Origin of the sequence: Sphingomonas sp. (genome assembly GCF_042096255.1) — a bacterium.
Lineage (GTDB): Bacteria > Pseudomonadota > Alphaproteobacteria > Sphingomonadales > Sphingomonadaceae > Sphingomonas.
On sequence record NZ_JBELLZ010000003.1, the window covers coordinates 63,168 to 82,185 of the forward strand.

Below are 19,018 nucleotides of genomic sequence, written 5' to 3' on the forward strand. Positions count from 1 at the left end.
CCGGCTTACAACACGAAGTCGTTGACCGTTAGGCTGGTGACGTTGTCGACGATGATGGTGAAGTCCGCCTTGCCGTCGCCGTTCACGTCGCCCATCACCTGCGCGTCGCCGCCCACCACCTTGTAGATCAGGTCCCCAGCGTGCTTGGTGAAGTTGCGCGCGCCCAGGAACGTGAAGGCATTGTCCTTGCCGCCCTTGATCGCATCGATCTCGGCGAGATGAATTTGGTCACCGTCCAGCCGGCTGAAGTCGAGGATCACGTCGGCCTTCGCCGCGACCTTGTTGGTCTCGGTCACGTCCGTGAAGTAGAAGATGTCGTCACCGCTGCCGCCGACCAGCTGGTCCTTGCCCGCCTTGCCCCACAGGAAGTCGTCACCACCATCGCCCTGGAGCCAGTCGGCGCCCTTGCCGCCCTGCAGCTCGTCGTTGCCGCTGCCGCCCTTCAGCACGCCGCGCTTGTCATTAGCGAGGATGAAGTCGTCGCCCGATCCCCCGATACCGGTGGTGATGTCAGTACCCCACTGAATGAACAGGTTGTTCTTCAGCCCGCCGATGCTGGAGAAGGACGCCTCGCGCAGGTCGAGCGTCTGGTCCATCGACCATTCCGAAAGATCGATCGTATTACCGGTGCCCTGGTTGTAGATCGTCACCACGGGCTCGTAGTTGACGGTGAAGTCGTAGAAGTCGCGCATCGGCCCCAGGATGTTGCTGTGAAAGCCATAGGTCTGGCCACCGGTGAACGGCGATGCCTTCGAGACGCCATACATCTGCTGGATGGCCATGATGTCGAGCCCCATCACCGTGTGTGGTGCGGTGCGGTAGTTGAAGCTCTCGTCAAAGCCCCAGTATGTGCCCTGGATCGGGTTCTGATCGACGTACTTGGCATCGCTGTCGTACCAGCTGATATACGACATGATGGTGAACATGCGATCGTCATAGGCGCTGAACTGCTGGGTCGCAGCGTTGACGTTGCCGTTGTAATTGCCGCCATGCCCCAGCCCAAGCAGGTGACCGACCTCGTGGATCACCGTGGACATCCCATAGCCGCCGTAGAGGTTCAGGTCGCCGGAAAGGTCGAACCCAGGAACGGAGGTATCGATGCTGATCAGCGCCTGGCCGGTGACCCGGCCCGGGGCGGCAGAAGGGTCGTGGGGGCCCGGAATCTTGCCCGCCTCCAGCGCCGCGGCATTCTGCTGCTCTGCATCGGCGCTCTCATAGCTGAGCATCCCGCAGCCGCAGGGACACATGGTCGCGCCGCTGCCGTTCGAGGTCGGCGTGCTGCAATAGGCACCGCCATCATCGCCCCGGCGCAACAGAACGCCCGCGTTCTTCTGGTTTGCCGCCTCCACGAAGGTGACGTTCGCCACCGAGGACCACATGCCGAAGGCCTTGAGGAACGTCGCCTTTTCGATAGCGGTGAAGTTCGATTTTGGATCGAAAAAGTAGCTGATCGTCGCCCCCGTGCCGACCACGGCCTGGCCCCATTTGAACGCGGTCCCCCCGTTCAGGCCCCAGAACGACTCATCCGTCAGCTTTCCGTCGGCATCGATCCCGCTGAGGAAGGCAACCTGATCGTCCAGGCTGGGCGACTTCGCCGCGTTGAGCTTGCGTAGCTGGACATCGGGACCACGCACGCTGTCGACATAAGGTCTTGCAGGCGCATCGCTCCCGAAGAACAGGTCTCCGATGGGAGACGAATACTCGTTATCGAACTTCCTCGCCATGATCGTTCCCCTTGCGTTCGGCTCCCCATTGAGCCTTGTGCCCGATCGCTAAGAGGAGACGATCGCAAGGGTGAACAACCACGCGACAAACCTTGCCAGAAAACATCACGAGGCGACGAAGCTACGACGAAAGTTGCTGCCCGACCGAATGGACGTGGCTGTCTCGTTACAAGGTTAGAGCAGGAAATCGTTGGCGTTCAGGAAGCGGGCATCCTCCACGACGATGGTGAAGTCCGCTTTGCCGTCGCCATTGATGTCGCCCATCACCTGCGCGTCGCCATTCGCCACCTTGTAGATCAGCTCGCCCGCAGTCTTGGAAAAGCTGTCCTTGCCAAGGAACCGAAAGTCGTTGTCCCGACCACCACGGACAGCGTCAATATCGGAAAGATCGATCTTATCGCCATCGGCGCGGTTGAAGTCCAGGATTCTGTCCGCACGCGCGATCTTCGCAACGCTCTCCTTGACGGACTGGTAGACGAACCGATCCGCTCCGTCGCCCCCGACCAGTTCGTCGCGGCCGTTCTTGCCCCACAGGTAATCGTCGCCCGCGTCACCACTCAGCTCGTCGGCGCCCTTGCCACCCCAGATCTCGTCATCGCCGTTGCCGCCGAAGAAGATGCCCTTCTTGTCGTTGGCCAGCATGAAATCGGTGCCCGACCCGCCGATCGCGGTTGTAATGTCCGTATCCCAATGGATGAACATGTTGTTGGTGAGGCCGAGCACGCTGGAGTAGCTGGCACCGCGCAGGTCGATATACTGGTAGTCAGTATAGCGCGACAGGTCCATGGTGTTGTTCGATCCGGTGTTATAGATCGTGACCACCGGACTGCTGTTCACCGCGAAATCATAAAAATCGGACAACGGCCCCTTGATGTTGCTGTTGAAGCCATACACCTGGCCGCCGGAGAAGGGCGAGGTCTCCGCCACGCCGTACATCTGCTGGATCGCCAGGATATCCAGGCCCATCACCGTGTGCGGCGCGGTGCGATAGGTGAACTCGTCGGTGATCCCCCAATCCGTGCCTTCGAAGAAGTTCTGATCGTAGAACTTGGCATTGGTGTTGGTCCAGTTGACGTAGGACATGATGGTGTACATGCGATCGTCATAGGCGCTGAACTGCTGGGTCCTCGGATTGACGTCGCCGTTGTAGTTGCCGCCATGGCCCAGGCCGAGCAGGTGGCCGACCTCATGGATGATGGTCGACATGCCATAGCCGCCATAGGTGTCCAGCGAGCCCGACAGGTCGAAACCGGGAACGGAGGTGTCGATGCTGATCAGCGCCTGGCCGATCACCCGGCCGGGCGCTGCGGACGGATCGTGCGGACCCTCGATCCCGTCAAACTGCGCGGCGGCCGCAGCCTGCCGATCGGCATCGCGCGCCTCATAGCTCAGCGCGCCGCAGCCGCACGGGCACATCGTTGCGCCGCTGCCGTCAGATGTCGGCGTGCTGCAATAGGCGCCGCCGTCATCGCCACGACGCAGCAGGACGCCGGCGCCCTTCTGCCCCTTGGCTTCGACGAAGGTGACGTCCGCCACCGCGGACCACATGCCGAACGCCTTGAGGAAAGTCGCCTTCTCGACGTCCGAGAAGTTCGATGTGGGATCGAAGAAGTAGCTGATCTTCGCACCGGTGCCGATCACCGGGCGGCCCCACTTGAACGCCGTGCCGCCATTCTCGCCCCAATAGGATTGGTCGGTCAGCTTGCCGTCCGCATCGATGCCGCTCAGGAACGCGACCTGATCGTCCAGGCTGGGCGATGTCGGCGCGCGCAGCTTGCGCGCCTGGACCGACGGCTCACCGATGCTGTCTAAGTAAGGCAGTGCAGGTGCATCACTGCCGAAGAACAGGTCTTCGCTGAAGCCGCTGTGTGCGTCGTTGAACTTCCTCGCCATGATCGTTCCCCATCAGCACGGCCTGGGCACAGGCCATCGGCACGGCCGATACCGAGAGAATGCGACAGGACGAAGCGCGAGGCGACGAATGGCTCCGCACGGCTGACGGACGGACGCGCGCGGACGACCGCCCGCCCGGCGCGGCCGCCCCCTTCAGCTCGTCAGAGCACGAAGTCGTTCACGCCCAGGCTGGTCACGTTGTCGACGATGATGACAAAGTCCGCCTTGCCGTCGCCGTTGACATCGCCCATCACCTGCGCGTCGCCATTCACCACCTTGTAGATCAGGTCGCCCGCGGTGCGGGTGAAGTTGCGCGTACCCAGGAAGGTAAAGGCATTGTCCTGCCCGCCCTTCACCGCATCGATGTTCTGGAGGACGATCCGGTCGCCGTCGAGCCGGTTGAAGTCGAGGATCACGTCAGACTGTGCGGCCTTCTTGGCGCTGTCCACGGGAGCGTTGAACCAGAACAGATCCGCCCCGCTGCCGCCGACCAGCATGTCCTTCCCCGCTCCGCCCCAGAGCAGGTCGTCGCCGCCATCGCCCTGGAGCCAGTCTGCGCCCTTGCCGCCCCAAAGTTCGTCACTGCCGCTGCCACCCATCAACACGCCGGCGCGGTCGTTGGCGATGATATAGTCGTCGCCCGAGCCGCCGATGCCGCGGGTGATGTCGGTGCCCCATTGCACGAAGAGGTTGTTGCTCAGCCCCCCGACGCTGGAGAAATTGCCCGGTCGAAGGTCAAGCAGCGCATCATAGGACCATTCCGACAGATCGACCGTATTGTTGGTACCCTGGTTGTAGATCGTCACCACCGGGCTGATGTTGACCGAGAAGTCGTAGAAGTCGCGCAGCACGCCGTAGATGTTGCTGTGGAAGCCATAGGTCTGCCCGCCGGTGAAGGGCGAACTTTCTGACACGCCATACAGCTGCTGGATGGCGATGATGTCCAGCCCCATCACCGTGTGCGGCGCAGTGCGGTAGTTGCCGCCCTCGTCATAGCCCCAATAGGTGTTCGGGATGGGGTTCTGCGCAGCATACTTGGCGTCGGTATCGGTCCAGTTGATGTAGGACATGATCGTGAACATGCGATCGTCAAAGGCGCTGAACTGCTGCGTGCGCGGCGTCGCGCTGCCGTTGTAATAGCCGCCATGGCCCAGGCCGAGCAGGTGGCCGACCTCGTGGATGATCGTCGACATGCCATAGCCGCCATAGGTGTCGAGCGATCCCGACAGGTCGAAGCCGGGCACGGAGGTGTCGACGCTGATCAGCGCCTGCCCGGTAACCTTACCCGGCGTGGTGCCGCGCCCATCCGCGGAGGGGGTGCTGTTGTACGCGCCGCCGTCATCGCCGCGGGTCAGGAAGACGCCCGCGGACCGCGAGTTGCCGACCTCCACGAAGGACACGTCGGCGATCGCCGACCACATGCCGAACGCCTTGAGAAAGGTCGCCTTCTCCACCGCGCTGAAGCGCGACGACGGATCGAAGAAATAGGTGATCGTCGCACCGGTGCCGACCTTGCTCTCGCCCCATTTGTACACGGTCTGGTCGTTGAAGCCCCAATAAGAATTGTCGGTCAGCCGCCCGTCGGGGGTGAGGCCGTTGAGGAACGACACCTGCTGATCGGCGGTGGGCGACTTGGGCGCCTTCGCGCGGCGGCCATCGATCGCATGGTCGCTGCCGATGCTGTCCAGATAGGGCAATGCGACGAAATCCTCGGCACCGAACATGTAGTCGTCCTGATCCCAGCTGCGCACGCTCTTCCTAGCCATGGTCGTTCCCCTTCGCTCCCCGCCCTTCACGAGCTTTCACTTGGGTAAGCGGGAAAGCAGGTCGGCCGGGGTCACTGGCCTGCGAAAAAGATTGTGTAGGCGGTTGCATGCGGGCCGCGGCTTCGCTTTGCGGTGCGCGACCGTTTCCGAGGATCGCCATGACCCCTTCTCCCCTCGCCCTGCCCTTCCCCGAACTGCCCCAGATCGCAGGCGTCACGCTTCGGGTCGCCCGCGCGCGCTACAAAACGTGGGACCGATGCGACCTCACTCTGGTGACGCTCGATCCCGGCACCGCGGTCGGGGGCGTGCTCACCCAGTCGCGCTGCCCCTCGCCCGAGGTGGAATGGTGCCGCAAGGCGCTGGTGTTGGGCGAGGCGCGGGCGCTGGTGGTGAATGCGGGCAATTCGAACGCCTTCACCGGCGGGCGCGGGCGCGCTGCGGTGGAGGCGATCGCCGCACGAGTCGCGGGCCACACGGGCTGCCGCCCCTCGGACGTGTTCGTCGCCTCCACCGGCGTGATCGGCGTGCCGCTGCCGATCGACAAGGCGGAAGCCGGCCTCGACGCGGCCGTCGAGGCGGCGCCGTGCGGCTGGCGCGAGGCGGCCGAGGCGATCATGACCACCGACACCTTCGCCAAGGGCGTGAGCGCGACCGCGGTGGTGGACGGGCGCACGATCACGATCGCCGGCATCATCAAGGGTTCGGGGATGATCGCGCCGGACATGGCGACCATGCTCGGCTTCCTGTTCACCGACGCGGCGGTGGAGCCCGCGTTCCTCCAGCGCGCGCTGACCGCGGCCAACGCGCTCAGCTTCTCGTGCATCACGGTGGATGGCGACACCTCGACCAGCGACACCGTCCTAGCCTTCGCCACCGGCGCAGCGGGCAATGCGCCGCTGGCCGACGACGACAGCGCCGGCGCGGACGCCTTCCGCGCGGCGCTGGCCGACGTCTGCCGCCAGCTCGCGATGCTGGTGGTGCGCGACGGCGAGGGCGCGACCAAGCTGATCGAGGTGACAGTGGAAGGCGCGGAGAGCGACCGCTCCGCGCACCGCATCGCCATGTCGATCGCCAACTCGCCGCTGGTCAAGACCGCGATCGCCGGCGAGGATGCTAATTGGGGCCGCGTGGTGATGGCGGTCGGCAAGGCAGGCGAGCCCGCCGAGCGCGACCAGCTGGCGATCCGCTTCGGCACCACCCAGGTGGCGCGCGACGGGCTGGCGGTGGATGGGTATGACGAAGCGCCGGTGGCAGCGCACCTCAAGGGCCGGGAGGTAGAGATCGGGGTCGAGTTAGGGCTCGGCGAAGGACGCGCCACCGTGTGGACGTGCGACCTGACCCATGGGTACATATCGATCAACGCGGATTATCGGAGCTAACCACCTGCGGCCCTTCGACTAGTGAGCCACGCGAGTTTTCTTGACCTGCTCATTTGGCACCAGACCAGCCCGAAGCAGATGGTCAACCACAATCAAAGGAGGCGCTCCAAACATCTCGGGCCTGGACGACCGATCGGTGACCCGGCGGCCGACGAATTCGAGATAGTAAACATCTGAATCTAGCCCATCCAGATTGGGAAGCAGGTGGTCTTCTTTTGTCTTCTCATCGAAATACAGTTCAACGTAGCCGTCACTCTCCGGATTGAAGGATCGGCCAGGCCGCGTGCCATCCAGAAAACTAGAACCTTCGAACGTTCGAAAATATAACCCCGCATACCGCCGGGACTCTGCCAGTCTGGCACAATCCCTGACGGGTATTTGGGAGGCGGCACCGCCGCACTCCGTGGCTAATGCCTCGTTCTCAAACGGCAAACTGAACGTCTTGAGCTCGGGCTGTGAGGACGGTTCAGCATCCCCACATCCCACCAGAAGAACGAAGGCCAGGCCAGTGACCGAGGCCTTCGAAACGCTCAACTCAGCTCGCCCTCGAGCCAGCCCTTGATCTGGCCCTTCGGCGCGGCGCCCACCTTCGTGGCGGCGGGATTGCCGGCCTTGAACAGGATCATCGTCGGGATGCCGCGCACCCCGTAACGGCCGGGCGCATCGGGGTTCTCGTCAATGTTGATCTTGGCGATGGTCACCTGCTCGCCCAGTTCCTCACTGATCTCCTCCAGCGACGGGCCGATCATCTTGCACGGGCCGCACCATTCCGCCCAGAAATCGACCAGCACGGGCTTGTCCGAGGTGATGACGTCGTCGTGGAAGCTGGAGTCAGTGATCTTCTTGGTGGCCATGCCTGTATCTCCTTTGGCGACAATCTATGACGCCGTGCGAACAGGCTCAACCGCCATCGGTCAACCTTTGCTCCCGATCGCGAAAGCCAGGCTTTCGGGCGGCAGCGTGATGAGGCGCGGCCCCGCGGTGTAGAGCAACGCTGCCTCGATCGCATGGTCGGGAAAGATCACCGCCAGCGCCGCGGCATAGGCGGCCATCTGGCGGACGTGCCAGCCGGGCACCTCGGCCAGCCCCGCAGGGGCGTGGCGGCCGGTCTTGAAGTCGATCACGGTCACCCGCCCGTCCTCGACCAGCAGGCGATCGACCGTGCCCGCCACCACCGTGCCGTCGGCCAGCACCGCGCTGATCGGTGCCTCGGCGAGCGACTGCGGCCCGAACACCGCGGCATGCGCGGGATCGGCAAGCACGCCGCACACGGTGGCGATCAGCGCGGGACGGTCCTGCGGCGGCACCTGCTGCGCGGCGAGCCAGCGCTCGGCGGCGCCTTCCCGCTCGTCGGCGGGCACTGCGGGGAGCCGCTCAAACAAGGCGTGGATCAGCCGCCCGCGCTCGGCGGCGGCGCGCATCGCGGGCGTCGGCGGCGGATCGGCGACCTCGTCATGGCCCAGCGACGAGGGCGCGAGCGGGCGCGGCGGGCGCGCCTCGGCCGGCGCGGGCCGGCGCGACCAATCGGGCAGCGGGGTCGCCGCCTTGGGACCGACCGCCGCGGCGGAACGGATCCGGGCCGGCTGGTGCACAACGCTGCCGGTGAAGCGGCGCGTTTCCCCTTCGCCCGCCCCACCCGCAACCGAAGTCGGATGCGCCGCTGCCAACCCATCCAACGCCCGCGCGCTGGCGGCATACCAGCTGTCCTCCGGCGGCACGCCGTTCCAGCTTGCCGACAGCGATCCCGCGACCACCAGTCGCTCCTCGGCACGGGTCGCCGCGACATAGAACAGCCGCCAATGCTCCTGCCGCTCGCGCGTTTCCTGCGCGGTGACCGCTTCGTCGATCGCGCCCCAGCGCTCGTCCTTGCGCGGCCGGAACACCGGAAAGGCCGCTTCCGCACCCTCGGGCTGCCACGACAACGTCGAGCGCGGGCTCGAGTCCGGGTCGGCGGTGGCGTCGGCCAGGATCACCAGCGGCGCCTGGAGCCCCTTGGCGCCATGCGCAGTCATCACCCGCACCGCATCATGCGACCCCTCCGCCTCGCGCTTGATCTCCACCTCGCCGCGATCGAACCAGTCGAGGAAGCGCTGGAGCGAAGGCGTCGCGCTCTGCTCGAAGTCGAGCGCGGCGGAGAGCAGTTCCTCGATCGGATCGCGCGCCTCCTCGCCCAGCCGGCGCAGCAGCTTGCGCCGCCCGTCGAGCGGGCCGGACAGCAGTTCCTCCAGGAAGCGATAGGGCGTGGTGAAATCCGCCCGCGCCAGCATCGCCTCCAGCGGCGCCAGTTCGCCCGGGCAGGTCTCGCGCAGGTGCCGCCACAAGGTGCCGGTCCGCGGCACCGCGCGCGCGAGCAGCGCCTCCTGAGACCAGCCGATCAAGGGCGAGACGAGCAGGCTCGCGAGGCTTAGGTCGTCGCCCGGCTGGAGCACGAAGCGAATCGCAGCGAGCAGGTCCTGCACCGCCAGCGGCGCATTGAGCCGCAGCCGGTCGACCCCCGCCACCGGCACGCCCTCGGCATAGAGCCGCGCGACCAGCAGCTGCGCGAGGTCGCCGCGCCGCTTGACCAGGATCATCACGTCCTCCGGTCGCAGCGCGCGCCCCTTGCTCTCCAGCATCAGGCCGTCGTCGAGCCAGGCCTTCACCTGGCGGGCGATGCGGCGGGCGTTCTCGCGCACCGCATCATCGATCCACTGCTCCTCGCCCCCGTCGCCCTCCGCGTCACCGCCCGCGCAGACCGGCGGCCACAGCTCGACCGTGCCCGGGCCGTCGACCTTGCTGACGTGCCGCTCCAGGTCGCCGACTGCACCCAGCGCCTCGTCCCCCGCCGCGCCGACCGCCGCATCGACGAACTCCAGCACCGGCGCGGTCGAGCGCCACGACGCGGTCAGCGACAGCCGGTCGAACGGCAGGCCGCGCTCGTGATCCGGCATGTCGGGGGTGCCGAGCACCGCCGCCGCACGCTCGGCGAAATAGTCCTCGGCGGCCTGGAAGAACACCGGATCGGTGCCCTGGAAGCCGAAGATCGCCTGCTTGAAGTCGCCCACGGTGAACAGCGTCCGCACCGAGGGTGCATAGACGCCGCGCCCGACGAAATATTCCTCCACCAGCGCGCGTACGATCGTCCACTGCGCCAGATTGGTGTCCTGCGCCTCGTCGATCAGAACATGCTCTGTGGTGCGGTCGAGCTTGAAGCGGACCCATTCGCCGATGCCCGGCTGCTTGAGCAGCGCCACCGTCGCGGCGATCAGGTCGTCGAAGTCCACCGCCCCCGCTCGGCGCTTGGCCGCGGCATAGGCGCGCGCATAGTCGCGGCCGATCTCCAGCGCGCGCGCCAGCAGGTCCGCATAAGCGGCACGGTCGCGCAGAGCGAGCAGCGCCGCACAGGCCTCGCCCAGCTCGGAGGCCATCGCTTCATAGTCCGGCTCGGCGGCGATCTGCTTGGGATAGATTTTCCGCAAGGTGCCCGTGCCGGTGCGCACCACCGCCATCAGCTCCTTGAGCGCCGCCACCCGCGCAGCCGGCTCGCCGTCGAGCCAGGCGGAGATCACCGCGACATGCTTCTCCCCCGTCGCGGTGCCCCAAGCCTTGTTCGCCCCGCCGAGCCGGTCGATCGCATCGCAGTCGAGGTCCTCGCAGCCCGCTGCGATCGCCTCCTCGATGTCGCCCGACGGGAGCCCGAGCGCACGGCGCAGGAACGGCTGGATGCCCGAGGGCAAAGCTTCCAGCGCCGCGCCGTCGCGCGCGCATTCCTCCAGAAAGCGCTCCGCCCCCTGCTCGCCTAGCCTCAGGCTCAGCGCACCGATCGCCTCCACCGGTCCGCTGCGCCCTTCCGCCTCCGCCTGCACCAGCAGCGCCGCCAGCGTCTCGCGCAGCAGCAGCGTCTCCTCGCGCGCTTCGATCGGGCGGAAGCCGGGGATCAGCCCCGCCTCGACCGGGAAGGCGGCGAGCAGCGACTGGCAGAAGCCGTGGATGGTGTTGATGCGGATGCCGCCGCCCGGCGCGTCGAGCACCTTGGCGAACAGGGTGCGCGCGCGCTCCTGCATCGGCGGGGTCGGCCGTTCGCCAAGCGCCTTGAGGTCCGCGCTCAGCTCCGGCGCCGGCATCCGCACCCAGGCGGCGAGCCGCGCGTTGATCCGCCCCGCCATCTCCGCCGCGCCCGCCTTGGTGAAGGTGAGACACAGGATCGCACCCGGATCCACCCCGCGCAGCAGCAGCCGGAACACTCGCGCCGCCAGCACCTGCGTCTTGCCCGTCCCCGCCGACGCGGAGAGCCAGACGTGCGCGGACGGATCGCTCGCCCTCGCCTGTTCGGGCTGGAGCGGTGGCAGCGGACTAGTCACGGCCGTACCATTCGTCGCGGCGCATCAGTTGGTCATATTCTGAGTAAGGCGCGTATTCCGGGTGCAGCTTGGCGGTGAACGCCGCATCCCCGGTCAGCCAGTCGCGCACCGCATCGCCGAACACGCGCATCGAGCGCTCGACGAAGTCGCTGGTGAAGATCTTGCCGTTCTTGCCCGCGGGATCGACCGGCGAGGTGACCGAGCCGAACTGCTCGCCCCGCCGCGCCAGCGACCAGTACTCGAATGCACCCGCCGTTCCCGTCAGCCCGTCGAACCCACCCTTTTCCGCAATCGCGCCGAGCAGGCCGAGTTGCATCGAGAAGCCCGCCGCCACCGCCGCAGGTGAAGGCGCCTGCCCGGTCTTGTAATCGACGATGCCGAGGCCGCCGTCCGCCAGCCGGTCGATCCGGTCGAACCGGCCGGACAGGCGCACGCCCTCGATCTCCGCCTCACCGCGTCCTTCCACCGCCAGCACGGTGCGGCCGGCATCGCGGTTGGCGGCGATCTTCCCTGCGATCCAGGTCAGCGCTTCCACCAGCCGCGGCTGCCACAGCGCGCGCAGCAAAGGGTGCGCGGCGGGATCGCGCAGCATCCGCTCGGCGCGCGGCACCAGCGCCTCCACCGCGCAATCGTCTTCCTTCGCCCAGGCCTCCAGCACCGCGTGCACCGCAGTGCCGCGCCACGCCGCGCTGGGATCGGCATCGACCGTGTCGAGTTGGTCGAGCCGCAGGATGCGCCGCGCGTAAAAGGCGTAGGGGTCCGCCTTGAGTCGGTCGACCTCGGTCACCGATATGCTGGTCGGTCGCTGCGCCGGGCGCGGCTCGGGACGGGTGGCGGGCAGATGCGCCTCCGCCCGGTCGAGCGCGCGCGTCCAGCCCTCCAGCGCCCCCGCCCGCTCGAACCGTTCGCCCGCCATGGCCTGTAGCCGCAGCCAGAAGCGCGAGGCGAGCGCCGGCGCGCGCGCGTCGCGGCGGGCGCGGGTTAGCAGCACCTCGCGCGCGCCCAGCCCCTGGCCGAAATCATGCGCGGCGATGCCGATCCGCCGCTCCAGCCCCGGCAGTCCCAATTCAGCGCGGATGCGCGGCGCCAGCCACGGGTCCGGCGCGGGCGTGCCCGGCCACACGCCCTCGTTGAGCCCACCCAGAATCATCAGGTCGGCCGATTGCAGCCGCGCCTCGATCTGGCCGTAGATCGCCAGCCGCGGGTGCCCGCCCCGTGCTGGGCGGATCGCCACCTCGTCCATCAGCAGCCGGAGCAAAGCCGGAAGGCTGTCCGCAGCCACTTCCGCCGGACCGAGCGGCGCCTGCGCCTCCAGATCGGCAAGCAGGTCGGCGGCGGCGCGCCCGGCGGGGCCGCGCCACGCCTCGTCGCCGGCGAGCGCCTGCGCCGCCTCGCGCAGACAGGCAACGAAGGGCCCAAGCGCGCGTGTGCCAGTGCCGAACGTGGCGGCGATCGGCTCCAGGCAGGCGCGCGCCTCCGGCCACCAGCGCGCCGCGGCCGCGCGCACCCGGCGCTCGCGTTCGGTGCCACCGGCGAGATGCGCGTCGATCCCCATCAGCCCCGGTGCCGGCCGCGGCCCGCGCAGCGCGAGATCGAGCGCGCGCACCCCGTCCAGCCACGCGCGCCGTCGCTCGCCGGCGCGCACCAGAGGATGCTTGAGCAACGTCAGCACGGCCGCGGGCGCGAAGTCCTGCGCCGCCGCCTCGACGATCGCAGTCAGCAAGGTGCCCGGCGGCAGGATGGCGAGCGGCCGCCCGGCGCTGTCGTCCACCTCCACGCCCCAGCGCACGAGATGCGCCGCGACCCGCCGCGCCAGCCCGCGATCGGGCGTCACCAGCGCCGCGGTGCGGCCTTCGGTCTCCAGCGCCTCGCGCATCGCCAGCGCGATCGCCTGCGCCTCCTCCGCCGGGGCGGCGAGCTCGGCGGCACTGACCCCAGTCAGGCGGCGCTGCTCGGCCGGCAGCGTTGTCCATTTGCCGGTAAAGTCGGCGGGCGCGAGCGCATTGGCGATGGCGACGCTGCGCACCCGCGGCGCATCATGCTCGCTGCCATCACGCCACAGCGCCACTTCCTCGCGCGCGACGCCGATCCGATCGAGCAGCAGCTTGAGGTGAAACTGCGGGTGCACCTCGATCGCGAGCGCACGCCGCCCGCTCGCCGGATCAGGCGCCTGCGGGCCGAGCGCGTCCCATTCCTCCTGCGGCATGCTGGTGGCGAGCCCGGCGAGCACCACCATCCCCTCGGGCAGCTCGCTGACCTGCCGCAGCAACCGCGCCACCGCCGGCGCTGAATCGGTGATGCCAGCCGCGCAGACGAACCCCGACGGCGGCACCGCGCGCCACCGCTCGGCGAGCCGTTCGAGCGTGCGCACGCGGCGCTCGGCGGCGTCGATCCGGCCGAGGCGCTCCAGCTCGGCGGGCCAGCGGTCGATCACCAGCCCGAACAGCTCCAGCGACGCCTGCCAATGCTCGGACAGCTCGGGCGCAAGATCGATCTCGCGCAGCCGCCGCGGACTGATCTCCTCCACCAGCAGTTGGTCCAGGGTCCGCGCCAGCTCGCCCGCCAATCGCACCGCCTCGGCAGCGTCCATCGCGCGGGCCTCCGCCACCAGCCGCGCCAGGATCAGCCGCCGGGCGAGCGGATCGACCGCGGGGGGCAGCGGCGCGGCATCGGCGGGGTCGAGCGCCACGCCCACCGCCTCGCCCAGGTCCTCGTTGCCGATCGCCACTAGCCGAGGCAGCAGCAGCGCACCGCCGCTCGCACGCACGAACGCATCCTGGATCGCCAGCTTGGAGCGGTTGTTGGGCAGCAGCACCAGCCCGCGCGCCAGCCGCAACCGATCTCCCCCGAAACGCCGCAACAGCCCCGCGACCAGCGCATCGGCGAATGCCTTGTGGGCAGCGATCGTGTAGAGGCGTGGCCGCGTCACCCTCAACCGTCCGCCAGCAGCGCCTCGGTACGCGGGATCGCCTCGGGCGCGCCAATGTCGAACCACAGTCCCTGATGGACCAGCCCGAAGGCGCGGCCGGCGGCGATCGCGCGATCCCAGAACAGGTTGGTCGAGAACGGCCCCTCCGGCCAGTCGGCGATCACCCGCGGCGACAGGATCTGCACGCCGGTATAGACGAACGGCGCCAGCCGCCCGCGCCGCCGCCGACCGGTGATCCGCCCGGCGCCGTCGAGGTGGAAATCGCCCTGCCCCTTGTGGTTGTGCGCGCGGGCGAGCGGCACGAGCAGCAGCAGCGCATCCATCGTCGCATCGTCCCAGCGCGCCGCCAGCAGCCGGATCGCGTCAGTGGGTCCGTCGATCCACAAATTGTCGGAGTTGACCACCAGGATCGGCGCGTCGCCCAGCAGGGCACGCGCCTGCACCAGCCCGCCGCCGGTCTCCATCAGCTCGGCACGCTCATCGGAGACCACCACCTCCAGCCCCTGGACGCGGTGGACGACATGCGCCTCCAGCGCGTCGGCGAGGTAATGGACGTTGACCACGGCACGCTCGACACCCGCAGCGCGCAGCCGGTCGAAGACATGGTCGATCAGCGGCTTGCCTGCCACCTGTACCAGCGGCTTGGGCCGGGTGGCGGTCAGCGGCCGCATGCGCTTGCCCAGCCCCGCCGCCATCACCATCGCGGTCTTCGGCACGGCAGCACCCGGATCGGGGCGGATGGCGGCGATCCGGCTCATGCCCGCGCCTCCGCCAGCAGCTTCGGGTCGCCACGCAGCTCGGGCGGCACGTTGGCGTCGAACCAGCGCGCGACCGGCGCCAGCACCGGCTGGGCGAGGTCACGCTCCAGATAGGCCCAGACCCGCGGACAGAGCGCCGGGTAGCGCGGCTTGCCGTCGCGTTTCCACAGCCGCGTGAAGATGCCTAGGATCTTGGCATTCCGCTGCGCGCCGAGCACGTGATAGGCCTTGAGGAACGCGTCGCCTTCGCCGGTCGCATGCATGTACCGCTCCAGCATTGCCGCCTCGACCGGCTCCTCCACATCGCGGCGCGCGTCCTGGAGCAGCGAAACCAGATCGTAGGCGGGATGGCCAGCCAGCGCGTCCTGGAAGTCGAGCAGGCCCAAAGTCCGCGCCTCGCCCACCAGCATCAGGTTCTCGGCATGGTAATCGCGCAGCACGGTGACGGGCGTCTCCGGCAGCGCATGGTCGATCAGAGCGTCCCAGGCGGCGCCATAGCCCTCCAGGTCGGGCGCGATGCCGATCGCGGGGCAATACCATTCGACGAACAGCCCCGCCTCGCGCTGGAGCTCGGCGCGGCCGTACGAACGCACATCGCATGCGGGCTCGCGGCGCAGCGCGACCAGCACGTCCACCGCCGCCTCGTACAGCGCCATGGTCGCATCGGGATCGGCATCGATCGCCTCGCGCATGCGGGCGTCACCAAAATCCTCCAGCAGCACCAGCCCCTGCTCGACATCGGCGGCATGGATGGCGGGCGCCGCAAAGCCACGCTCGCTCAGCCAGCGTGCGATCGAGACGAACGGCCGCGGATCCTCGTGCGGGGGCGGCGCATCCATCAGCACCGCCCGGCGCTCGCCCGAAACCACGCGGAAATAGCGGCGGAACGAGGCGTCGCCGGCGAGCGGCAGGATCGTCCCCCCGGCCCAGCCGTTGGCGGCAAGAAAGGCGGCGGCGCCCGCCGGCGGGGTCATGTCGGCCATCGCCGCTCCCATGCCGCCGGCCCCTGCCAAGTCAAGCGACGCCCGCCTTCCGGCAGCGCTTCAAGCGACAAATGGAGTGCATCGGGCCAGCGCCCGTCCCCGGCCCGCTCGGGCCACTCGACGAGCAGCACCGAGTCATAGCGCGCCTCGTCCAATCCGAGCTCCTCAAGCTCCGCGGGATCGTCGATCCGGTAGAGGTCGACATGCAGCACCGGCATGCGCACCTCGGGCGGCGCATAAGGCTGTACGATCGCGAATGACGGGCTCGGCGCCTCGCCGGCCAGGCCCAGCGCGGCGAGGAAGCCGCGCGCCAGGCTGGTCTTGCCCGCACCGAGATCGCCCGACAGCAGGATGACGTCACCGGCCGTCACCACGGCGGCGAGTCGCGCGCCCACCGCTTCGGTTGCGGCAAGGTCCGGCAGGATCATCGCCGCGGCAACTCCACCGTCACCAGCGTGCCCTGCCCCGGCTCGCTAACCAGCGCGATCGTCCCGTCATGCGCCTCGACGAACTGCCTCGCGAGCGGCAGGCCCAGCCCCAGCGCGCGCTCGCCCGCATTCGCCACGCCCGACTGCGCGAACCGCTCGAACGCGAGCGCCGCCGTGTCGGCATCCATGCCCTGGCCGTTGTCGGAAACGACGATCCGCGCGCGGCGTGCATTGCCATCGGTGTGCAGCAGCACGCGCCCGCCCTCCGGCGTCGAAGCGATGGCGTGGCGCAGCAGGTGCTGCACCGATTCCCGTATCCGCCGCCGATCACCAGCGATACGGCCGGTGGAGCGGATCGTCTCAATCGCGAAGTCGATCCGCTTGCGCTTGGCGAGCGGGCGCAGTTCCTCCGCCGCCTCGCGAGCGACCAGCGCCAGGTCGAGGTCCTCGCGCTCCAGCGCGTCGCTGCCCTGCGTCAGATCGAGCACGTCGTCGATCAGCACGCCCAACCGCTCGACCGAGTCGAGGATCGCCGCGACATAACCGATCGCCGTCTCATCCAGCGGTCCGGCGTAGCCACCGTGCAGCATTTCGGCGAAGCCGCTGATCGAGGTGAGCGGGGTCCGCAGCTCGTAGCTCATGTTGGCGACGAACGCGGTCTTTACCCGGTCCGCTTCCTCCAGCGCGCCGGCGCGTTCGCGGAGCGCCTGTTCGATGCGGCGGCTGTCGGTGATGTCCAGCATGGTGAACAGCGCGTTGCCGTCTGGAAGGGGCACCGCGGCGAACTCGAAATGCCGCCCGTCTGCCAGCGCCACGCGCCCGCCGCGCTGCTGGCGCTCACCGGTGGCCGATCGGACCAGCTCGGCGATCAGCGCCGCCCGCTCGGGGGTGCGCAAGTGCGGTGCCACCTGCTCGGCGATCAGGTCGACGCGCGGATGACCGTTGAGAAACTCCTCCTCGAAGCCCCAAAGATTGCGGAACCGGTTGTTCCACAGCTGGAGCCGACCATCGGCGGAGAAGACGCCCAGCGCCTCGAACAGATTGTCGAAGGTCGCGGTGCGCACCCGCAGCAGGGTGTCCCGCGCGCTGGCGAGCTGCACCTGCTCGGTCCGGTCCTCGAACACCAGCAGCAGCCCGCCGTCGGGCAGCGGCTGTGCCAGCACCCGGATATGGACGCCGCCGGGAAGATGCCACGCCTCCTCGCGCGCCTCGTCGGCGGCGGTGAACCATTCGCGCCGCTCCGCCTTCCAGGCGGGAAAGTCGCGCACCTCGGGAAGGCGGCTGGTCTCGCGCATTCGCTCCAGCACTCGATCGAACTCCGGCCCGTCAGCCAGCCACTCGCTGCGCAGGGCGAAGATGCGGCGGAACGGCTGGTTGGAGAACGAAAGGCTGCGATCCGGCCCGAACTGCGCAACGCCCGCGGACAGCCGGTCGAGCATCGCCCGCTGTGCGTCGGACAGGCGCTTCAGCTGGGCGCGGGCGTGCTCGGCATCCTCGATGTCGACCGCGAAGCCCGCGATCCCGCCCCCGGGCAGCGGCACGTCCACCACGCGCAGCATGCGTCGGGCGCCGCCGATCGTCGCCGGCACGCGCTGCTCATTGGGCTTGCCCGCGGCACGCGCGGCGGCGGCCCCGGCGAGCGGCCCGCCAGCCCCCGTCGCCTCTACCAGTTCGAGCCCGCGTGCCACCGCGTCCGCCGCATCGGCCGCCTCCACCGCGCGGACATAGGCGGTGTTGACCATGGTCAGCTTCAGGTCCGCGTCGCGATACCACATCGGCAGCGGCGCCGCCTCGATCAGCCCGGTGAGCGACTCGAACGCAGCCGCCAGGCGCATGCTCTCGCTCCGCAGGCGCGCGATCTCATTCTCGCTCTCGCTCGCGTCGAACGCCCAGACCAGCACGCCGCCGGGTGCCGACAGGTCTGCAGGTGCGCGCTCGCCGCGAAGCGCCAGCGCGCGCGACGATCCGTTCGGCCGCACCGCCAGTACGAATCCGCGGCCAGATCGCTGAACGGTCGCGATCTCGCGGTTGAGCGCCGCGACATCGTCCTCGGAGAGCCCTGTCGCGCTCCCGGCGAGTTCGGCAAGCATCCGCGCCGGCCGGTCGAGCCCCAGCCATGCGGCGAGCGTCTGCGGCATCTCGACCCGACCGTCGCCCCGCACCAGCATCGCCAGCGCCGGCGACGCGGCGAGCATTGCCCTCAGCTGCTCCGCCTCGTCGATCGCGGCGGCGGCGGCGGCACGCTGGCGCAGGCCGATCGCCAGCATCACCGCCGCTCCGGCGACGAGCGCAAACAGCACCACCCCCGCCAGAACCGCGGCACCCGTGCCGATCGCGATCATCGCCCTCCACGCCTTCCCATCGGCGTGATCCTTACGGCGAAGTCTCCCGGGAGGGAAACTCCGTTCAGCCGATCAATAGCGATAGTGATCGGGCTTGAACGGACCCGCGGTGGGCACGCCGATATAGGCCGCCTGCTTGTCGGAAAGCTTGCTGAGCTTCACGCCCAGCTTCTCCAGGTGCAGCGCCGCGACCTTCTCGTCGAGGTGCTTGGGCAGGACGTACACCTTGTTGTCGTACTCGCCGCCCTTGGTCCACAACTCGATCTGCGCCAGCGTCTGATTGGTGAAGGAGCTGCTCATCACGAACGAGGGGTGGCCGGTGGCGCAGCCCAGGTTCACCAGCCGGCCCTTGGCGAGGATGAGGATCTGCTTGCCGTCCGGGAACTTCACCAGGTCGGTGCCCGGCTTCACCTCGGTCCACTCGTAATTGTCGAGCGCGGCGATCTGGATCTCGCTGTCGAAGTGGCCGATGTTGC

General features: G+C 68.5%; 13 protein-coding genes. 1 reads left to right on the top strand and 12 read right to left on the bottom strand.

Going from position 1 to position 19,018, the window contains the following annotated elements:
* Positions 1-5: 5 nt before the first annotated feature.
* The 3 genes from ACFDTH_RS01275 to ACFDTH_RS01285 all read right to left on the bottom strand — a co-directional run bounded on the left by ACFDTH_RS01275 (position 6) and on the right by ACFDTH_RS01285 (position 5,383).
* Positions 6-1,724 (bottom strand): M10 family metallopeptidase C-terminal domain-containing protein, encoded by a 1,719-nt coding sequence (locus ACFDTH_RS01275; RefSeq protein WP_375285683.1) that lies wholly within the window; start codon positions 1,722-1,724, stop codon positions 6-8.
* A 174-nt stretch (positions 1,725-1,898) separates the two neighbouring features.
* On the bottom strand, positions 1,899-3,617 hold the full coding sequence (locus tag ACFDTH_RS01280; protein WP_375285684.1) for a M10 family metallopeptidase C-terminal domain-containing protein: 1,719 nt from the start codon (positions 3,615-3,617) through the stop codon (positions 1,899-1,901).
* A 161-nt stretch (positions 3,618-3,778) separates the two neighbouring features.
* Positions 3,779-5,383, bottom strand: a complete 1,605-nt coding sequence (locus ACFDTH_RS01285; RefSeq protein ID WP_375285685.1) for a M10 family metallopeptidase C-terminal domain-containing protein — start codon at positions 5,381-5,383, stop codon at positions 3,779-3,781.
* Positions 5,384-5,541: 158 nt separating this feature from the next.
* On the opposite strand from ACFDTH_RS01285, the gene argJ reads away from it, so the two are divergent.
* Positions 5,542-6,762 (top strand): bifunctional glutamate N-acetyltransferase/amino-acid acetyltransferase ArgJ, encoded by a 1,221-nt coding sequence (argJ, locus tag ACFDTH_RS01290; protein ID WP_375285686.1) that lies wholly within the window; start codon positions 5,542-5,544, stop codon positions 6,760-6,762.
* Between the two features lie 18 nt (positions 6,763-6,780).
* Here the strand turns inward: argJ and ACFDTH_RS01295 are convergent, their stop codons facing one another.
* From ACFDTH_RS01295 to ACFDTH_RS01335, 9 genes are all read right to left on the bottom strand, one after another.
* The gene (locus ACFDTH_RS01295) at positions 6,781-7,296 is read right to left on the bottom strand and encodes a hypothetical protein (protein ID WP_375285687.1); all 516 of its coding nucleotides are present in this window, start codon (positions 7,294-7,296) and stop codon (positions 6,781-6,783) included.
* Positions 7,293-7,616 carry a thioredoxin gene (gene trxA / locus ACFDTH_RS01300; protein WP_375285688.1) on the bottom strand — a complete coding sequence of 108 codons (324 nt, stop codon included), beginning with the start codon at positions 7,614-7,616 and terminating at the stop codon, positions 7,293-7,295. Before trxA ends, ACFDTH_RS01295 begins: the two co-directional genes overlap by 4 nt.
* A 60-nt stretch (positions 7,617-7,676) precedes the next feature.
* Complete coding sequence (gene addA, locus ACFDTH_RS01305) at positions 7,677-11,102, bottom strand: double-strand break repair helicase AddA (RefSeq protein WP_375285689.1); 3,426 nt, start codon at positions 11,100-11,102, stop codon at positions 7,677-7,679.
* Complete coding sequence (gene addB / locus ACFDTH_RS01310) at positions 11,095-14,031, bottom strand: double-strand break repair protein AddB (protein ID WP_375285690.1); 2,937 nt, start codon at positions 14,029-14,031, stop codon at positions 11,095-11,097. Before addB ends, addA begins: the two co-directional genes overlap by 8 nt.
* A gap of 2 nt (positions 14,032-14,033) precedes the next feature.
* The gene (locus ACFDTH_RS01315) at positions 14,034-14,789 is read right to left on the bottom strand and encodes a nucleotidyltransferase family protein (protein WP_375285692.1); all 756 of its coding nucleotides are present in this window, start codon (positions 14,787-14,789) and stop codon (positions 14,034-14,036) included.
* Complete coding sequence (locus tag ACFDTH_RS01320) at positions 14,786-15,763, bottom strand: aminoglycoside phosphotransferase family protein (protein WP_375285701.1); 978 nt, start codon at positions 15,761-15,763, stop codon at positions 14,786-14,788. Before ACFDTH_RS01320 ends, ACFDTH_RS01315 begins: the two co-directional genes overlap by 4 nt.
* Positions 15,760-16,200, bottom strand: coding sequence for a tRNA (adenosine(37)-N6)-threonylcarbamoyltransferase complex ATPase subunit type 1 TsaE (gene tsaE, locus ACFDTH_RS01325; RefSeq protein ID WP_375285693.1), 441 nt, complete (start codon positions 16,198-16,200; stop codon positions 15,760-15,762). The genes ACFDTH_RS01320 and tsaE overlap by 4 nt, the downstream gene beginning before the upstream one ends.
* A complete protein-coding gene (locus ACFDTH_RS01330; RefSeq protein ID WP_375285694.1) occupies positions 16,197-18,542 on the bottom strand; it encodes a PAS-domain containing protein in 2,346 nt (781 codons plus the stop codon). Before ACFDTH_RS01330 ends, tsaE begins: the two co-directional genes overlap by 4 nt.
* Positions 18,543-18,614: 72 nt before the next feature.
* A partial coding sequence (locus tag ACFDTH_RS01335) for an adenosylhomocysteinase (RefSeq protein ID WP_375285695.1) occupies positions 18,615-19,018 on the bottom strand: 404 nt, incomplete at its 5' end.

Coding starts and splice junctions, on each gene's coding strand:
- ACFDTH_RS01320 (WP_375285701.1), bottom strand. CDS start 15,763: ATGACCCCGCCGGCGGGCGCCGCCGCCTTTCTTGCCGCCAACGGCTGG.
- ACFDTH_RS01280 (WP_375285684.1), bottom strand. CDS start 3,617: ATGGCGAGGAAGTTCAACGACGCACACAGCGGCTTCAGCGAAGACCTG.
- ACFDTH_RS01315 (WP_375285692.1), bottom strand. CDS start 14,789: ATGAGCCGGATCGCCGCCATCCGCCCCGATCCGGGTGCTGCCGTGCCG.
- tsaE (WP_375285693.1), bottom strand. CDS start 16,200: ATGATCCTGCCGGACCTTGCCGCAACCGAAGCGGTGGGCGCGCGACTC.
- trxA (WP_375285688.1), bottom strand. CDS start 7,616: ATGGCCACCAAGAAGATCACTGACTCCAGCTTCCACGACGACGTCATC.
- argJ (WP_375285686.1), top strand. CDS start 5,542: ATGACCCCTTCTCCCCTCGCCCTGCCCTTCCCCGAACTGCCCCAGATC.
- ACFDTH_RS01275 (WP_375285683.1), bottom strand. CDS start 1,724: ATGGCGAGGAAGTTCGATAACGAGTATTCGTCTCCCATCGGAGACCTG.
- ACFDTH_RS01285 (WP_375285685.1), bottom strand. CDS start 5,383: ATGGCTAGGAAGAGCGTGCGCAGCTGGGATCAGGACGACTACATGTTC.
- ACFDTH_RS01330 (WP_375285694.1), bottom strand. CDS start 18,542: ATGATCGCGATCGGCACGGGTGCCGCGGTTCTGGCGGGGGTGGTGCTG.